General features: G+C 61.5%; 15 protein-coding genes. 4 read left to right on the forward strand and 11 right to left on the reverse strand.

Translation table 11 applies throughout. The features are described from left to right. Window positions 1–278 precede the first annotated feature (278 nt). Window positions 279–1520 (forward strand): acyltransferase, encoded by a 1242-nt coding sequence (locus IVB05_RS22195; RefSeq protein WP_247778018.1) that lies wholly within the window; start codon window positions 279–281, stop codon window positions 1518–1520. A 210-nt stretch (window positions 1521–1730) separates the two neighbouring features. Here the strand turns inward: IVB05_RS22195 and IVB05_RS22200 are convergent, their stop codons facing one another. Beyond that, window positions 1731–3071 (reverse strand): O-antigen ligase family protein, encoded by a 1341-nt coding sequence (locus IVB05_RS22200; RefSeq protein WP_247778020.1) that lies wholly within the window; start codon window positions 3069–3071, stop codon window positions 1731–1733. Between the two features lie 1022 nt (window positions 3072–4093). Further along, window positions 4094–5557, reverse strand: coding sequence for a caspase family protein (locus IVB05_RS22205; RefSeq protein WP_247778022.1), 1464 nt, complete (start codon window positions 5555–5557; stop codon window positions 4094–4096). 449 nt (window positions 5558–6006) lie between these two features. Here IVB05_RS22205 and IVB05_RS22210 point away from each other — a divergent pair, with 449 nt between their 5' ends. The 3 genes from IVB05_RS22210 (at window position 6007) to IVB05_RS22220 (ending at window position 9592) form a co-directional block, all read left to right on the forward strand. After that, window positions 6007–6612 (forward strand): AraC family transcriptional regulator, encoded by a 606-nt coding sequence (locus IVB05_RS22210; protein WP_247778024.1) that lies wholly within the window; start codon window positions 6007–6009, stop codon window positions 6610–6612. Window positions 6613–6861: 249 nt separating this feature from the next. Further along, the gene (locus IVB05_RS22215; RefSeq protein ID WP_247778026.1) at window positions 6862–8394 is read left to right on the forward strand and encodes a DEAD/DEAH box helicase; all 1533 of its coding nucleotides are present in this window, start codon (window positions 6862–6864) and stop codon (window positions 8392–8394) included. Window positions 8395–8524: 130 nt separating this feature from the next. Then, window positions 8525–9592: a GGDEF domain-containing protein gene (locus IVB05_RS22220; protein ID WP_247778028.1), complete on the forward strand. Its 1068-nt coding sequence runs from the start codon at window positions 8525–8527 to the stop codon at window positions 9590–9592. On the opposite strand, the gene IVB05_RS22225 is transcribed toward IVB05_RS22220, so the two are convergent. The 9 genes from IVB05_RS22225 to sufB form a co-directional block, all read right to left on the reverse strand. Next, entirely contained in the window at window positions 9589–9999 is a 411-nt protein-coding gene (locus IVB05_RS22225) for a TfoX/Sxy family protein (RefSeq protein ID WP_247778030.1), read from the reverse strand. The two genes, IVB05_RS22220 and IVB05_RS22225, sit on opposite strands and share 4 nt — an antisense overlap. Window positions 10000–10025: 26 nt before the next feature. Further along, complete coding sequence (locus IVB05_RS22230) at window positions 10026–10415, reverse strand: iron-sulfur cluster assembly accessory protein (protein ID WP_108521123.1); 390 nt, start codon at window positions 10413–10415, stop codon at window positions 10026–10028. A 129-nt stretch (window positions 10416–10544) separates the two neighbouring features. Next, window positions 10545–10958, reverse strand: a complete 414-nt coding sequence (locus IVB05_RS22235; RefSeq protein ID WP_247778032.1) for a VOC family protein — start codon at window positions 10956–10958, stop codon at window positions 10545–10547. Between the two features lie 9 nt (window positions 10959–10967). Then, the gene (locus IVB05_RS22240; protein ID WP_247778034.1) at window positions 10968–11339 is read right to left on the reverse strand and encodes an SUF system Fe-S cluster assembly protein; all 372 of its coding nucleotides are present in this window, start codon (window positions 11337–11339) and stop codon (window positions 10968–10970) included. Next, window positions 11336–12583: a cysteine desulfurase gene (locus IVB05_RS22245; protein WP_247786842.1), complete on the reverse strand. Its 1248-nt coding sequence runs from the start codon at window positions 12581–12583 to the stop codon at window positions 11336–11338. The genes IVB05_RS22240 and IVB05_RS22245 overlap by 4 nt, the downstream gene beginning before the upstream one ends. Window positions 12584–12591: 8 nt before the next feature. After that, on the reverse strand, window positions 12592–13917 hold the full coding sequence (gene sufD, locus IVB05_RS22250; RefSeq protein ID WP_247778036.1) for a Fe-S cluster assembly protein SufD: 1326 nt from the start codon (window positions 13915–13917) through the stop codon (window positions 12592–12594). Window positions 13918–13928: 11 nt separating this feature from the next. Continuing rightward, the gene (gene sufC, locus IVB05_RS22255) at window positions 13929–14684 is read right to left on the reverse strand and encodes a Fe-S cluster assembly ATPase SufC (RefSeq protein WP_247778038.1); all 756 of its coding nucleotides are present in this window, start codon (window positions 14682–14684) and stop codon (window positions 13929–13931) included. A gap of 17 nt (window positions 14685–14701) precedes the next feature. Next, window positions 14702–14905: a hypothetical protein gene (locus IVB05_RS22260; RefSeq protein WP_247778040.1), complete on the reverse strand. Its 204-nt coding sequence runs from the start codon at window positions 14903–14905 to the stop codon at window positions 14702–14704. 4 nt (window positions 14906–14909) lie between these two features. Further along, complete coding sequence (gene sufB / locus IVB05_RS22265) at window positions 14910–16391, reverse strand: Fe-S cluster assembly protein SufB (protein ID WP_247778042.1); 1482 nt, start codon at window positions 16389–16391, stop codon at window positions 14910–14912. Window positions 16392–16432 lie beyond the last annotated feature (41 nt).

Consider the following 16432-nt stretch of genomic DNA (forward strand, 5'->3'; position numbering starts at 1 on the left):
ACGAAGAGAGTTGGCGTACTATTTGAAGGAATGGAGCCTAAGCCGCGCGCAGGAAGGTATCGAGGGCCTGCTATAGCGGCTGCCGGCACCTTGGAGACATGCTCGCCTGTCCTGAGAATGTCCGTTAACCGGGGTAGACCCGAAGTCCCTGGTCCGGCCAAACCGACGCGAATGACCCAAAGCCGACTTTGGGAGCTGCTGTGTGACCTTCGTCAAAGAGCGGTTTGAACGTACCCAATATTTGCAACGGGATTGCTCCATGAATTTGGTGAATTCCCGTGAAGAACTACTTCTCATTGCTGGATCCGCTGCGCTTCGGGGCTGCCCTCGGCGTCGCGGTTTTTCACCTGATGTTCTACTCTTGGGCCGGGTCTTCAATCAACGCCCCTCAAGGTTTTGAGCAATACTTCGCCGCCGACGTTCAAGTTCCGAACGCCGCACCTTTCACGTGGTTCGGTTGGGTGGGCGTTGAAATATTCTTTGTCATTTCCGGCTTCGTCATTGCGAACTCCGCGAGCAAGTCTTCGCCCAAGGAATTTCTTTTCGGCCGTGCACTTCGGCTTTATCCGGCGGTCTGGGTTGGCTCCACCTTGAGCTTCCTCGTTCTGCTTTTCTTTGCGCGTGAGAAGGCATCCGAATTCATCCTTCCATACTTCCAGGCGATGCTGCTCATTCCCAAGGGGATCAAGGGTCAATGGCTTGACGCCGTCTATTGGACGTTGGCGGCAGAAATGGCCTTTTACGGGCTGGTGTTTTGCACGCTGCTCACGAAGAAAGTCACGCTGCGGCATCTGGCTTGGGGTCTCACCATCTATAGCGCCGTGTTCAATGCCTTCTCCATGCTGTTGCTATCGGGTGCGATACAGTCCGACATGCTCTATTGGGTTGTCCTGATGTTCCGGGTGCCGGGTGCAACATGGCTGTTGTGTCACGGCTGCTTTTTTGCGCTCGGGATTTGGCTGTTCATTTCGGCAAACAGAAAATTGTCGGCCCTCGAACAGTTCGCCGTGGTCGTGACATGCCTCTCCGGGTGTGCCGAGATCTACTATTTTTCCCATTTCCTTTTGACGGCTATACCCGCCATCTCGGATCAATCGGCCTTTGTGCCAATCCTCGTTTGGGCTGCGGCGGTGTTGCTCATTGCCTTTGCCGCGAACAAAAGCAGGCATTCTGCCGGCACCGCTTCCCCTGAAGCACCAGCTTATTTGAGAACGCTCGGGCTAATCACCTATCCGCTCTATCTGACCCACAACGTCACCGGCACTGCGATCATCCGTGTCCTGACCGATGCCGGTCTGGATGCCTCCCTGGCGGTATGGGCCAGTGTAGCCATGCTTGTTCCGGTCTGCTGGTTCATCTGCGCGAAGATAGAGCCCGCCATTCGACGGCTACTGACGGAGTTCTTTTCAAACTTCAGAGTGCGTCCGAAGGCGGCGGCGGCATCGGGCCTTCCAGCTCCGCTTCCCGAGCTGCGCCTTTCGCTGCCCATCCGAGTAAAGGTGAACTTCACGGGACGGTAGCGCAGTTCGCAAGGTGCGCTAGCGATTTGTCCGGTGAAGCTCGAAGCGCTCAGGCGGAAACGTAATCCACCACTTCTGTTTCCGCGGGCGGCGGAAGAAGGACAGCCCCCTGGCTGTTTGTCAGGTCAGCTATAGCCGTCAGGATATCGCGCCAAAGTTCGTTTTCGGCTGCAGCGACGTAGAGTTGACCGTCGATAGCATCATTAAAATCTAACTCGTCCTGCTATTGGTGCCCAGCGGATATGAGCCTGGGCGTTGGGCGCCGGACAGGCGTTGCGCGCGAGCGGCCATGCCGCCCGCGACGCCAACGCCCAACACGTATATCCACCCTGCGTGGAAGTCGAACAGGTGGGAATTGAGCAGCGAACTGATGAAGTTCTGAACCACGATCACCAGGCCGATCCACGATGCAAAAAGCGATCCGCGAAAAAGCTGCAGATGGAAGTACCACATCGCATAGAGCACGAGGCAACCGAGCACGCCCCACTGGATTGCGACGTAAAGTGTCTGGTTATGAGGGTTGCGGATGATGTTGCCCCATTCACCGCTCTTGCCTTCGGCTTCGCGGCTAAAGAGCTGCAGGGTTGATCCGGTGCCGTGCCCGAAAACCGGCGCCTCGGAAATCGACCTGATGGAAACGCGCCAATACGCCAGTCGCAGGCCATTCGACGTCGCGGTGCTGGTCGGGCCATTCGATGTCGCGGCAGTGGTATCGCGGTCCACCTTGTAGTCCTGCACCGTGCGCCCGACCCGGTCACGCATATAGGGCGATGTGAACAGGACCGCGAACTCGACGACTGCCGCAAACATCAGAAGATAAATCGCGCGTCTCCGGTTCAAATATTTGACGGCAAAAAGGATCAGCAGAATCGGGAAGTAGACGAATGCCGTACGCGAGGTCGCGACATACCGCATGTCGAAATAGAAGCCCAACATGACGGCTGCGCAGGCGAAGGTCCACGCGCGATGACCGTTCGCCGCGAACCACAGGATCAGCGGCGCCATGACAAACAGGCACAATGCGAATTCGTGGCTTTGATCGATGTAGTTTCTGACCGGGACACCAGCCATCGCTCCCGGCGAGGAGGCCTTCCAGTCGGCGAAGTATGTCACCCATGACAATCCCATCAGGAGGACACAGGAAGCCAGGAACGCGAACAACACCCAATGCCCGCGCTGGGAGCGTTCGTAGTGATAGAGCAGAAGCGGAACGGCCAGCAGCTTTGATACGGGCACGAGGCCTTGAATTCCAACCGGCCAGGTGTCCTCGGTCCAGAACAGGCCCGCCATCGCCAGTGCGAGGAAGGCCAGCGGCAGGAAGCTGGCCGGTGCGCGCAACGACTCGAGAAACGCCTGCCAGCGGATCGTGGGAAGAACCACGAGCACCCACAGCGCCATGGAAACGGAAACCGCCGTTGTGGACCATGGAAGCGAAGCGGCGGCCAGTGCCGGGTAAAGATCGACACACAGAAGCCAGAACCGGGATTGCGGCCACGAGCCGATGAGTTCAGGAATTCCCGGCCGTACGACGGGAGCGGTCAGCTCTGACATCGCACTCCTACAACTCGATCACGATTTGCGAAGAAGGACTGCAGCGATGCTGGCAGACACGGCCCCGGAGCGATCGGCCCGGCTTTTGAAAGATCATCTGAAATACGCACATACATACACCTTGCTTGACTAGGTACTATCTGGCCGCATGCCTTCGTCTTCCGGCAGTCCCCGCCCTTGAAAGGCCGTTAGTATCGTTGCGCGTACACGGCGATTTGTTGAACAATTTCAGGCTGATTTGGGTCATCCAGTCTCCCGCTCAAAAATATTCCGCTTTCCCTCACCCCCAAATCAGTGGCTTTTTCCGCGCTGTCCCGTCTCGACAAGAGGGGCGGATCGCGCGTCGTCACGAACGCGGGACGGGATGCGGTGGACGCGAGAGCGCCGGCGCGCAAATGGGAATCGCAGGGTGAGTTGAACCTCATGAGCGGTTCACGGCGCGCACAACGAACGGCGCTATACGCGTACGGCAAAACCGTGTGGTCCCGACACCCGTGGCTGGTGCCAAGCTGCTGGTGGCGAAGTCGATCCAACCGGATCGATTGAGCCATCAAGCCGGCAGTGATGGAGGCAAGACGAATTCGTCTCCAGGGAGAGCGCGGCATAAGCCGTCAAACCATTGCGCAGGGAATGCCGGAGTGCTCCGGCTGTACCTGTATGCTCGTGTGCGCCTCTATCTCCATCTTGCACACGAGACCGCGGGTGCAGCAAGCACCCGGCATTCCCTGCTCCCTCTCGTTTGAGGGAAAAGGTTCATGCAAACCTCGGGCATATCCTGCCGCGAGAACGCGAAACTATATCCAGCCGTCATTGCGAGCGCAGCGAAGCAATCCATGGTGCCGCAAAAAGGAAGAATGGATTGCTTCGCTTCGCTCGCAATGACGACGCAAACTGTCATCGTCCGCGAAGGCGGACGATCCAGTATTCCAGAGACATCAGTGATGGAATCGATAGGCTGCAGCGTACTGGATACCCCGCCTTCGCGGAGTGTGACAGCGTGGTGTGCGGCGCCGCTGCTCCTGCTACCGCCGGAAACTCTTGATCTCGGACACGCTGCCGTCGCGATACGTCAGCTCCACCGAGACCGACTTGGTCTGCGGGGCGAGCTTCAGGTACGGCGTCGCTTCGTGCGGAATGACGCTGGGGTCCCGGGGATCGCACGGCGGCATCTTCAGCACCTTGTCGGGCACCGTAGAGTCGATGCCGACGCGCACTTCGCGGATCGCGCAGCGATACGACATCAGATGCGTGTAGTAGACCAAGAGACCGTTGAATTCGCGGAACGACAGCCAGCTCGTGGCGGTCATGTCGAGGATCTTGCGCTGGTCGCGGATCAGGGCGGCCTCGGGGTCGAAGCGGATCGGGAACGGACCCTGCAACTCGCCATTGGTGTCGACATAGCGCACCTGGATCACGGCCGCCGGCGCATCGGCCGGCAGTTCGACCGACGGGTTGGGCATCCGCTTGCGGGTCCGCGGGTCGAGCGTATCCATGAAGCCGGTTTCGCGGAAATTGCCGCTGTCCCCCAGCCGCCAGGAAATGCCGAGCGTCGGGTCGGCGATCGAGAACACCACGGTCCAGCCGCCATTGTGGCGCGAGAACATCGCGATCGGCGCGTTGACGGAATCGCTCTGCGGCTTGAGTTGCTGCACCGGTGGCAACGCCGCCAGCTGCTGCAGCGACTCGACAGGCTTCGCCGCCGCTTCCGGCTGCGCCTTGCTCGCTAGACCGTTCAGGAACACGTCGTCGACCATCTGGTCGAAATAAACCGGGATCTGCTTGTGACGGACGGTCTCCGCCAGTTCGCTGACCGCCCGCCGCGTCCGCTGCGCGACCTGGACGAGGTTCGCGCCGGGCTGCGTCAGCTCCTTGGCGAAGGTGCGCGTGAACACCGAATTGGGATTGGCGTCGTCATTGGAGAGCCGGTCCAGCGCCGTCTGCCGCGGCCCCGCCGAGAAGATCGAGAACACGCCTTCCGGCAATTGCGTCATTGGCGCAAGGCCGCCGCGGCCGGCAACCGCACGCGTGCCGGCGCGCTCGAACGGATTGTTGCGGCACGCATCGAACACCAGGATGGCGGTGCGCACCTTGCGGTTCTGCATCCGCTCGATGATGCGGTCGGCGAGGACCGAGGCGTCGCGCACTAGCTCTTCCTGGCCTTCGGTTGCCGCCGGCACGTCGGTCGGCAGCAGGAAATTCTGGCCGGCGATTTCAAAGCCATGGCCGGCAAAAAAGAAGAACGCGGTGTCGCCGGCGTCGACCGCCTTGTCGAACGCCAGCAGCGTCTGGCTGAACGCCTGCCGGTTCTGGTTCTCCGCCACCATCACCGTGAAGCCGAGCTGCTTCAGCGTATCGCCCATGGTGCGGGCGTCGTTGACCGCCTTCTGCAGCTTGGGCACGTTCCGGTAGTCGTTGTTGCCGACGACAAGCGCGACGCGCTTTTCGGCGAGCGCGGGCGCGGCACATACCGCGAAGGCAGCAACCATTCCGACTGCCGCCAAAAATCTGGAAATCCAAGGCCTCATCAAAGTTCCCCCGGCACTACGAATCCCGGCTCCTGCGGCCGTTTCATGACGTAGTCGGCATGCCCACTGCAGCGGTTCAATCCTTCGGCTGCCGTCATCGCACCGTATCGGTCAGGCGCGCCGGACCACGATCTCCTTACCATGGGTCAACATCCGCCGGAAAAGCCTGGAAACTCCTCTTGTGGCGGCCGAATACGCCTAATTTCAGAAAAACTTCAGAACTTCTGCTCTCCGTTTCAGGACAGGCTGAGCCGCATCTGGGAAAAGCGAGGTCGCCAACGTCACCCGCTCTTGCGCAGGCAAAGGTGTCATCCGCCATGCATGGTAAGCACGCGCTCAATTGTGATCCGGGACCGGCGGCCGGCGGCTCGCCTCCTGCCGCTGACGGCTTTGACCTGCGGATCCAAAAGATGCCGGCGCCCGGTCTGGTCGGCCATGACATCATCGGGAAGACATCAGGCGATCGCGGATTGGCATCCCTGGTGGAAGCCAGCTTCGCCGACTTCAAGGAGGCAATGGAGGATGGTGACACGGCAAGATCCGCGCCGCTGGTTAAGGCGCTGGAGGAGCTAGCGCTGATCGAGCGCGGCATGATCGCGGCGGGAAGCCGACGCGGACAACGGGCCTTGCGCTTGGCCCGGCTGTCGCTGGCGCGCCGATTGATCACGCGCCACTTGTCGCAAGCGAGCCTCTCACCCGCGATGGTAGCTGACCTGCTTGGGGTTTCGGTCCGCCACATGCACATGCTGTTCGAGGGCACAGGCAGGAGCTTTTCCCAGACCGTGACCGTGCAGCGCATCCGCCTGAGCGGCCGGTTGCTCCGTGAGGCACCGGAGCGGGCGGTCGCCGAGGTCGCGCGCGCCTGCGGCTTCGAGAGTCTGGCGACGTTCTATCGGGTCTTTCATGCAACCGAGGGGATGACCCCGGGCGAGTTCAGGGCGCGAGGCGCTCGCTCAGGGACCGTCAGCCCCTTCCATCCGACCACGGAGCAACCGACTCATTTGACCGATAAATGACGGGTTCACCGCTTATTTGTTCGAAAACATTAAGGCTTTTCGGCCTTTTGGCCCGTTCCCAGATTGACTTTGGCCATTTCGACCCTATGTTCGCGCTCAACGCGGCCTTGGATCGAAACGCGATTCCCTAGGTTAGCCGCTCGTCTGCGTAAGTCAGAGCCCCCAGCTTTTCAAAGCGCGCCGTTTCGGGGCAAAACGCGACAGCCTTTTTACCCTCGATTCCGAACGGCGGTGTCGACTAGAGGCTCAATGTCTTTTTCCCATCTTGGCCTTTCTGATAAGGTCCTCGCCGCGGTTGCGGCTACCGGTTACACCACCCCTACCCCCATCCAGGAACAGGCGATTCCCCACGTTCTGGCCCGCCGAGACGTCCTCGGCATCGCCCAGACCGGCACCGGCAAGACCGCTGCCTTCGTCCTGCCCATGCTCACCCTGCTGGAAAAGGGCCGCGCCCGGGCACGAATGCCCCGCACCCTGATCCTCGAACCGACCCGCGAACTCGCGGCACAAGTAAAAGAGAATTTCGACAAATACGGCATCGGCCAGAAACTCAACGTCGCGCTCCTGATCGGCGGCGTCTCGTTCGGCGACCAGGACAGTAAACTGACCCGCGGCGTCGACGTCCTGATCGCAACCCCCGGACGCCTGCTCGACCACACCGAACGCGGCGGTCTGCTGCTCACCGGCGTCGAACTGCTGGTCATCGACGAAGCCGATCGCATGCTGGATATGGGCTTCATCCCCGACATCGAACGCGTCTGCAAGCTGGTGCCGTTCACGCGGCAAACCCTGTTCTTCACCGCGACGATGCCGCCGGAAATCAGCCGCATCACCGAAGCCTTCCTGCACAATCCCGCGCGCATCGAGGTCTCCAAGCCCGCCACGACTGCGGTGGGCGTGTCGCAGTTCCAGGTTAGCTGCGGACGCGAGGTACACGAGAAGCGCGAGATGCTGCGCCGCCTGCTGCGCGACGCCAAGGATCTTCAGAACGCGATCATCTTCTGCAACCGCAAGCGCGAAGTCGCCGTCGTTTACAAATCGCTGCAGAAGCACGGCTTCAGCGTCGGCGCCCTGCACGGTGATATGGACCAGTCGGCCCGCACCGCGGCGCTCGATCAATTCCGCAAGGGCGAGATCCCGTTGCTGGTCGCCTCCGATGTTGCCGCCCGCGGCCTCGACATTCCCGCCGTCAGCCACGTCTTCAATTTCGACGTGCCGCATCATGCCGACGACTATGTACATCGCGTCGGCCGTACCGGACGCGCCGGTCGCGCCGGCACCGCGATCTCGATCGTTACCTCGCTCGACAACAAATCGATCGCCGCGATCGAACGGCTGATCGGGCAAAACATTCCCCCCGCCGAAGGCGATTATGCCGTGCAGTCGGTTGCCTCCGACGAGGCCGACCAGCCCCGCCGTTCACGCGAGGGATCTCGGGAAGGTTCACGCGGCGGCCGCAAGCCGCGACGTGAACGCGAGCCGCGTGCTGCCAAAGGTAGCGATGGCAGCGAACGCGAACCGCGCGCCGCCAGGGATCCTGACCAGCGCAGCGACAAGGGCGAACGCGAACCGCGGCATGCCAAGGGCGCCGGCCGCAGTGCCGGCCCGCAGCCGCAGGCAGCGTCCGCAGCCTTCGTGCCGCCCGCCCCTGCACAGCCTTCGCGCGTGCCCTCGATCGGTCGTCCGGAACCGCGGCGTGCCCAGCGCGACGCTGAATCGGAGCCCGCCGATCACTCGCATCTTCCGGCGTTCCTGTTGCGGCCGGTGCGCGCCCGCGTCTGAGCGAACTCGGCACGACCCAACGGCCGGAACCATTTACCGGCCGTTCATTCTCCTCCATTAACCTGCCGCCGATAATTTAATCATTGCGGCACGGCAACGAGCGGCGCTGCTCGATATTGGGGACGGATCAGTGGTCAAGCTGCTGGACGAACACGAACGCACTTTGGCGTTTGCCGAAGTAGCGTTGGGCCAGATCAAATCCCTCCGCCAGACCGCCGTCCCGCGCAATTACGAAATCTGGTACGTGTACGCGACCGGATACAATGCCCCCCTCAACAAGATCATCAACGAGACGCTGGCGCGCAACGGCAGGCTGAGCGAGTCCGATCTCGAACAGATCTACGAAACCTATCTCTCCCACATCAAGACCTCCGACCGCATCGACAAGGTCGGCGCGCGCGTGATCGGCGAAATCGACGACGTGATGAACCTGATCACGGACGCGCTCGACATGTCGCAGAGCTATGACGCCAGGCTGAGCGGCGCCAGCGAGAAACTCCGGAATGCCAAGAACCGCGATCAGATCAAGGCGGTCGTCGATGGGCTGGTGAAGTCCACCCGCGAGATGCAGGAGACCAACAAGGCGCTGGAGAGCCGGCTGTCGCTGTCAAAGACCGAGATCAGCAATCTCCAGCACAGCCTCGAGGCGATCCGCGCCGAGAGCCTGACCGATCCGCTGACCGGATTGGGCAACCGCAAATATTTCGACCGCTCGATCGACTTGGCGGTTCGGGCGGCGCTGGCGAGCGGGGAGCCGCTGTCGCTGATGATGTTCGACATCGACCATTTCAAATCGTTCAACGATTCCTACGGCCACCTCACCGGCGATCAGGTGCTGCGGCTGGTTGCGATGTCGCTGAAGCAGACCATCAAGGGCCAGGACATCACCGCCCGCTATGGCGGCGAGGAATTTGCGGTGGTGCTGCCCAACACGGCGCTGCGTCAGGCCCTGACGGTCGCCGACCACATTCGCCGCGCCGTGATGGCGAAAGAATTGAAGAAGAAATCCACCGGCGAAATTCTCGGCCGCGTCACCATCTCCGTCGGCGTCTCCATGCTGAAATCGGACGACGATACGGATTCACTGATCGAGCGCGCCGACGCCTGCCTCTACGCCGCCAAGCGTAACGGCCGCAACCGCGTGATCTGCGAAGTCGATCCCGAATACGCCGCCGAGACCCGCAGCCAGGTCGCCTAGGCTTTGGCTTTCCGCTTCGCCGGCTTCCGCTTCGGTGCTGGCCGCTTCGCCACCGCCTTCGCCGATTTGCGCACCTTCGGCCGCTTGCGCAATGCCGCGCGCTGTGCCGCGGCCAGCGCCGCCCTCGCCCAATCGGCCAGTTCCTCGGAATCGTCGAATAGCCGTGCCGGCAATTGCCAGTACGAGTTCACGGTGACCGTCTTGGTCCGCGTCTGGTACTGGAATGGTGTCGATCCCTCGGCTTCGAATTGCGGGATCGTTTGTTCATCGGCGCGGAAATAAAGCCCCGCGCGCAGCGCGAGCGCGAAGTTGGTGCCGTCGGCGGAGATGCCGAATCCAGAGAACATCTTGCGGATGGTGACCGGGCCGAAATCGGCAAACAGGTCGATCAGGAAATCGCGGTCCATCGCTCACCGCCCCGGCGATGCGGTCGTTAGACCTTCGCCGCCGTCAGCTGCACCGACTCGCCGCAGCCGCAGGCGGAGACCTGGTTCGGATTGTTGAAGATGAACTGGGCCTGCATCTTGTCGGCCTTGTAGTCCATCTCGGTGCCGAGCAGGAACAAGACCGCCTTGGGATCGACCAGGATCTTCACGCCGCGGTCCTCGACCACTTCGTCGGTCGGGCGGACCTCATGGGCATATTCCACCGTGTAGGACTGGCCGGCGCAGCCGCCGTTCTTGATCCCGACGCGAAGCCCGACGATTTCGGAATCGGCGCGCTTGGTCAGTTCCGTAATCCGCTGCGCGGCTGCCTCGGTCAGTTTCATGACCTGCGGGCGCGGCCGCGGCTTCGGCTTGGAAGACTGGACGGTGGTATCCATTGCAGTCGATCTCCCGCGTCGCATCATGGCGACGAACTATCTTGCCATTAAAATAACAACGAAATTCCCGCTGTGAAGGTCTCTCGTCATAAACTCGATCAGAACCCGTCGAAACGAACCGCAAGTTTCCTAGTAAATCGCCCAAATTCCCGGTGTCGCCAGCTCCAGCAGGTGATCGTCCGGATCACGGAAGTAGATGCTCTTTCCGCCGCGCGGCCAATCCGTCCTGCCTTCGATCGCGACATCGTGCTCACCTAGCGACTTTTCCCATGCTGGCAGCTCAGTCGCCGCAATGGCAAAGGCCATGTGAATAGGGCCACTGCCGTCATGCGGCGGAATGGTTCCGCCGGGTAGATGGATCGGCTCGGGCGTCGAACCGCGGAGAAAGAGCAGCAACACGCTGCGGCCGCCAACATCATAGGCAAGAAATCGCGAGTCGGCCGTCAGCGGCACAAGCCCGAGCACCCTCTCGTAAAATGCGCGGGCGCGGTCGAGGTCATCAACGTAAAGCGCGGTCTCGATGACACCGGATAATTTCGGCAACGGATCCCTTCACCACATATTGAGGACGAGACGGGCCTCGTCGGACATGCGATCCGGCGTCCAGGCCGGGTCCCACACCAGATTGACATTGACGACGCCGACGCCGGGAACGCTGGCGATGGCGTTCTCCACCATGGTCGGCAGTTCGCCGGCCGCCGGACAGTTCGGCGTGGTCAGCGTCATCATCACATCGACGCCGCGGTCGTCCTTGAGGTCGACCTTGTAGATCAGCCCGAGCTCATAGATATCGGCCGGAATTTCGGGATCGAATACCGTCTTCAGCGCGGCGACGATCTCGGTCCCCAGCCGCTCGGTCTCCTCGGGCGGCAGCGCCGAGACGGTTTCCATATTGGCTGATTTGACTTCGGCTGTGTCACTCATGAGAACAATTCCCGCGCCTTGATCAGCGCCTGTGCCAGATGGTCGACTTCTTCCCGGGTATTATACATTCCAAACGACGCGCGGCAGGTGGCAGTGACATTGAACCGCTCTAAAAGCGGCATCACGCAATGGGTGCCGGCGCGCACCGCAATTCCCTGCCGGTCGATCACGGTCGCGACGTCGTGGGCGTGCGCCCCCTTCATCTCGAAGGAGATCACCGGTCCCTTGCCGCGCGCGGTGCCGATCAGGCGCAGCGAATTGATTTCGCGCAGGCGATCCTGGGCGTAGTTCAAGAGATCGTGCTCGTGGGCGGCGATGCGCTCCTTGCCGATCGAATTGACGTAGTCGATCGCAGCGCCCAGCCCGATCGCCTCGACGATCGGCGGCGTCCCGGCCTCGAACTTGTGCGGCGGGTCGCCATAGGTGACCCAATCCCTTGCCACCTCGCGGATCATCTCGCCGCCGCCGTTATAGGGGCGCATCGCCACCAGGTGCTCATGCTTGGCATAGAGCGCGCCAATCCCGGTCGGACCATAGATCTTGTGGCCGGTGAAGGCATAGAAATCGCAATCGAGGTCCTGCACGTCGATCGGCAGATGCACCGCGCCTTGCGCGCCGTCAACCAGCACCGGAATGCCGCGGTCATGGGCGAGCTTCACGACTTCCTTGATCGGAACGAAAGTGCCGAGCGCGTTCGACATCTGGGTGATGGCGACGAGCTTGGTGCGCGGCGTCAGCAGCTTCTCAAATTCCTCGATCAGGAAATTGCCGTCGTCGTCGACCGGCGCCCATTTGATCACGGCGCCATGGCGCTCGCGCAGGAAGTGCCAGGGCACGATGTTGGAGTGGTGCTCCATGATCGAGAGCACGATCTCGTCGCCCGGTTTGATGTTGGGCTCGCCCCAGGACGACGCCACGAGGTTGATGGCCTCGGTGACATTGCGGGTGAAGATGATTTCTTCACTACGCGCTGCATTGATGAATTTCGCCACCTTGGCGCGGGCGCCCTCGTAAGCCTCGGTCGCAGCATTGGCGAGGTAGTGCAAGCCGCGGTGCACGTTGGCGTATTCGCTCTTGTAGGCTTCCGTCATGCGGTCGAGCACCGCATTCGGCTTTTGCGCCGAGGCCGCGTTGTCGAGATAGACCAGCGGTTTGCCATAGACTTTCATCGCCAGCGCGGGGAAATCCTCCCGCACGCGGGCGACATCATATGCACCGTTGGAAACCGCCGGATGCATTGTCATCCCCTTGGTCATCCCCTTGCCTCCAGCCAACGCTGGGCCGCTGCAATCGCGAGTTCGCGCAGATCATCGTTGACGATCGATTCAATCGCCTCGCCCACGAAAGCCTGGATCAGCAGCGCCTGGGCTTCCTTCTCGGAAAGGCCGCGGGCACGCAGGTAGAACAGCAGGCTCTCGTCGAGCGCGCCCGTGGTGGCGCCATGGCCGCAGGTGACGTCGTCGGCGAAGATTTCGAGTTCCGGCTTGTTATCGGCCTCGGCCTCGTCGGACAGCAACAGCGCCCGCGTCATCATCTTGGCGTCGGTCTTCTGCGCGTGGGGGCGCACGACGATACGACCCTGGAACACCGAATGGGCGCGGTCGTCGGCGACGGCACGGAACACCTCGCGGCTGGCGCAATGCGGCACCGCGTGGTCCATGAACAGCGTCGTGTCGGCATGCTGGCGGCCGTTGAGCAGATTGACGCCGTTGGTCTCGACCCGGGAGCCCTCGCCGGCAAACGTAATAGTCGCCTGATAGCGGCTGGCCGCACCGCCCGACACCATGCCAAAGGTGTTGAAATGCGCATGCGCACCCAGCGTGAACACGGCGGAGGAAATATTGAAGGCCTCGCGAGCGTCCTCGATCAGGCGGACGTGGTCGAGCCGTGAATTGTCGCCGATCGTGACGATCAGCGAGTCATGGGCCTGATAGGTCGTCGCGCCATCGGCGGCGATGTAGCTCTCGACCAGCGTCGTGCCGGCGTCCTTGCCGAGACGCAGCATCGAGCGCGTGAACATCGCTGTGGGCGCAGAGCCGCTGGCGATATGAATGACATGCAGCGGCTGCGTCAGCACGACGCCATTGGCGATCTCAATCACCACGCCATCGGTCATCATCGCGCTGTTGAGCGCGACCATCGGATTGGCAATATCGGGCGTGAACAGCTGCGCCTGCAGCGTAGCGTCGCCATCCTCAAGCACCCCGCGCAGGGTGCGGATGGTCAATCCCTTCTCGAGCCCGTCCAGTTCGGAAAGTTTTGGCGCGAACACGCCGTCCACCAGCACCAACCGCCGCGCACCCTTGATCGCCTGCAGCTTCACGGCCGTTGCAGCCCGCTTCAGCGCAGCGGCGTCCGGTGCGGGCGCCAGCGGCAGCACTTCGCGCATCAGCGCGCGAAGATCGGTGTATTTCCAGTCCTCGATCCGCCGGTGCGGCAGGCCCACACGGTCATAGGCTTCGAAGGCAGCGCTTCGCGCCTCGGCGACCCTGCCTGTGCCCGGCAGCCGGTCGCGCGCGATGGCGAAGCTGTCGCTTACCGCACGTCCCGTCTCGTTCTTTGCCAAAGCCAAATTCATCACGATACCTGTCAGGCTGCGTCTTCGAACTGCGCGTAGCCGGAAGCCTCGAGCTCCAGCGCCAGATCCTTGCCGCCGCTTTTCACGACCCGGCCCTTCGACATCACGTGCACGAAGTCAGGCACGATGTAGTTGAGCAGCCGCTGATAGTGCGTGATCACGACCATCGCGCGATCCGGCGAACGCAGCGCGTTGACACCGTCGGCCGCCACACGAAGCGCGTCGATATCGAGGCCGGAATCCATTTCGTCGAGGATGCAGACGGCAGGCTCGAACAGCGCCATCTGCAAGATCTCATTGCGCTTCTTCTCGCCGCCGGAAAACCCGACATTGACGCCGCGGCGAAGCATGTCCTGCGGAATGTTCAGGGACTTCGCGACCTCGCGGACCTTTTTCAGAAAGTCCGGCGTCGAGTATTCACTCTCGCCGCGCGCCTTGCGCTGGGCATTCAGCGCGGTGCGCAGGAATGTCATGGTCGCAACGCCCGGAATCTCGACCGGATACTGGAACGCCAGGAACACACCCTTGGCGGCGCGCTCGTCCGGCGCCATCTCAAGAAGGTCTTCGCCCTTGAACAGGATCTGGCCGTCAGTGACTTCATAGCCCGGCTTGCCTGCGATGACGTGCGACAGCGTGGATTTGCCGGAGCCGTTCGGCCCCATGATCGCGTGCACCTCGCCCGGATTTACGGTGAGCGTCAGCCCGTGGAGAATTTCGTTATCCTCGACACGAACCTTTAGATCTTTCACTTCAAGCAACGCAGTCATGTTGTTTCCCTGTGGGCCTAAATCGCCCGAATGAAAACCGGAAGAAAGAACCAGGCAAAGAAGCCTAGTGCTCCACCACCGGCAGCCAATTTGCCGAATTCGGTTACATCAGCCCATCCCGCTAGGCCGCCGATCAGAGCCGCAAATGCTCCAGCGATCGCAACAAACAAAAAGATCGCAAGTGGCGCTAACCGGACGAACGCGAGGATGTTGCTGATCATTGGCTTACCCGACGCTGCCCTCCAGCGAGATCGAGATCAGCTTCTGCGCCTCAACCGCGAACTCCATCGGCAGCTGCTGCAGCACGTCCTTCACAAAGCCATTGACGACGAGGCCGACGGCCTCCTCCTGCGACAGCCCGCGCTGGATGCAATAAAACAGCACGTCCTCGGAAATCTTCGACGTGGTCGCTTCGTGCTCGAAGGTCGCGGACGAATTCTTCGCCTCGACATAGGGTACGGTGTGCGCGCCGCATTTGTCGCCGATCAGGAGCGAGTCGCAGGCGGTGAAGTTGCGCGCGCCGGTGGCTTTCCGATGCGCGGTGACGAGACCGCGATAGGTGTTCTGCGAGACGCCCGCCGCGATGCCCTTGGAGATGATCCGGCTGGTCGTATTCTTGCCGAGGTGAATCATCTTGGTGCCGGAATCGACCTGCTGGTAGCCGTTCGAGATCGCGATCGAGTAGAACTCGCCGCGTGAATTGTCGCCGCGCAGGATGCAACTCGGATATTTCCAGGTGATCGCCGAACCGGTCTCGACCTGGGTCCAGGAGATCTTTGAATTGTTGCCGCGGCAGTCGCCCCGCTTGGTGACGAAATTATAAATGCCGCCGACGCCCTCGGAGTTGCCGGGATACCAGTTCTGCACCGTCGAATATTTGATCTCGGCGTCGTCGAGCGTGACGAGTTCGACGACTGCGGCATGCAGCTGATTCTCGTCGCGCTGCGGTGCGGTGCAGCCTTCAAGATAGCTGACGTAAGCGCCCTTGTCGGCGATGATCAGCGTGCGCTCGAACTGGCCGGTGTTGCGCTCGTTGATGCGGAAGTAGGTCGACAGCTCCATCGGGCAGCGCACGCCCGGCGGCACGTAGACGAACGAGCCGTCGGAGAACACCGCGGAGTTCAGCGTTGCGAAGTAATTGTCCGAGGTAGGCACGACCGAACCGAGATACTTCTTCACAAGCTCGGGATGTTCGCGGATCGCCTCCGAGATCGGCATGAAGATCACGCCGGCCGCCTTCAATTCCTTCTGGAAGGTGGTGGCGACGGAAACCGAGTCGAACACGGCGTCGACCGCGATCCTGCGCTCGCCTTCCGGCTTCACGACGCCTTCGAGCACCTCAACTTCACGCAGGGGAATGCCGAGCTTCTCGTAGGTCTTGAGGATCTCCGGATCGATCTCGTCGAGCGAGCCGATCTGCTTCTTCGGCTTCGGCGCGGAGTAGTAATAGAGATCCTGGTAGTCGATCCTGGGATAATTGACGCGGGCCCAGGTCGGCTCGGTCATGGTCAGCCAGCGGCGATAGGCCTCCAGACGCCATTCCAGCATCCAGGCCGGTTCGTTCTTCTTTGCGGAAATGAAGCGGACCGTGTCTTCCGACAACCCCTTGGGGGCCTTGTCGGACTCGATAAGCGTCTCAAACCCATATCGATACTGGTCGACGTCGATACGCCTGACGCGCTCGACCGTCTCTTGTACGGCTGGCATTCCATCCTCCGCTCGCGGTTTCAAGGACCGCGGTGGAACAA

The sequence above is a fragment of the Bradyrhizobium sp. 170 genome, from assembly GCF_023101085.1.
Classification (GTDB): Bacteria; Pseudomonadota; Alphaproteobacteria; order Rhizobiales; family Xanthobacteraceae; genus Bradyrhizobium.

Bases quoted from the DNA above. Each gene is read 5' to 3' on its own strand.
- IVB05_RS22200 (WP_247778020.1), bottom strand. From the start codon at position 3,071: ATGTCAGAGCTGACCGCTCCCGTCGTACGGCCGGGAATTCCTGAACTC.
- IVB05_RS22205 (WP_247778022.1), bottom strand. From the start codon at position 5,557: ATGGTTGCTGCCTTCGCGGTATGTGCCGCGCCCGCGCTCGCCGAAAAG.
- IVB05_RS22210 (WP_247778024.1), top strand. From the start codon at position 6,007: ATGCCGGCGCCCGGTCTGGTCGGCCATGACATCATCGGGAAGACATCA.
- IVB05_RS22215 (WP_247778026.1), top strand. From the start codon at position 6,862: ATGTCTTTTTCCCATCTTGGCCTTTCTGATAAGGTCCTCGCCGCGGTT.
- IVB05_RS22225 (WP_247778030.1), bottom strand. From the start codon at position 9,999: ATGGACCGCGATTTCCTGATCGACCTGTTTGCCGATTTCGGCCCGGTC.
- IVB05_RS22230 (WP_108521123.1), bottom strand. From the start codon at position 10,415: ATGGATACCACCGTCCAGTCTTCCAAGCCGAAGCCGCGGCCGCGCCCG.
- IVB05_RS22240 (WP_247778034.1), bottom strand. From the start codon at position 11,339: ATGAGTGACACAGCCGAAGTCAAATCAGCCAATATGGAAACCGTCTCG.
- IVB05_RS22245 (WP_247786842.1), bottom strand. From the start codon at position 12,583: ATGACAATGCATCCGGCGGTTTCCAACGGTGCATATGATGTCGCCCGC.
- sufD (WP_247778036.1), bottom strand. From the start codon at position 13,917: ATGAATTTGGCTTTGGCAAAGAACGAGACGGGACGTGCGGTAAGCGAC.
- sufC (WP_247778038.1), bottom strand. From the start codon at position 14,684: ATGACTGCGTTGCTTGAAGTGAAAGATCTAAAGGTTCGTGTCGAGGAT.
- IVB05_RS22260 (WP_247778040.1), bottom strand. From the start codon at position 14,905: ATGATCAGCAACATCCTCGCGTTCGTCCGGTTAGCGCCACTTGCGATC.
- sufB (WP_247778042.1), bottom strand. From the start codon at position 16,391: ATGCCAGCCGTACAAGAGACGGTCGAGCGCGTCAGGCGTATCGACGTC.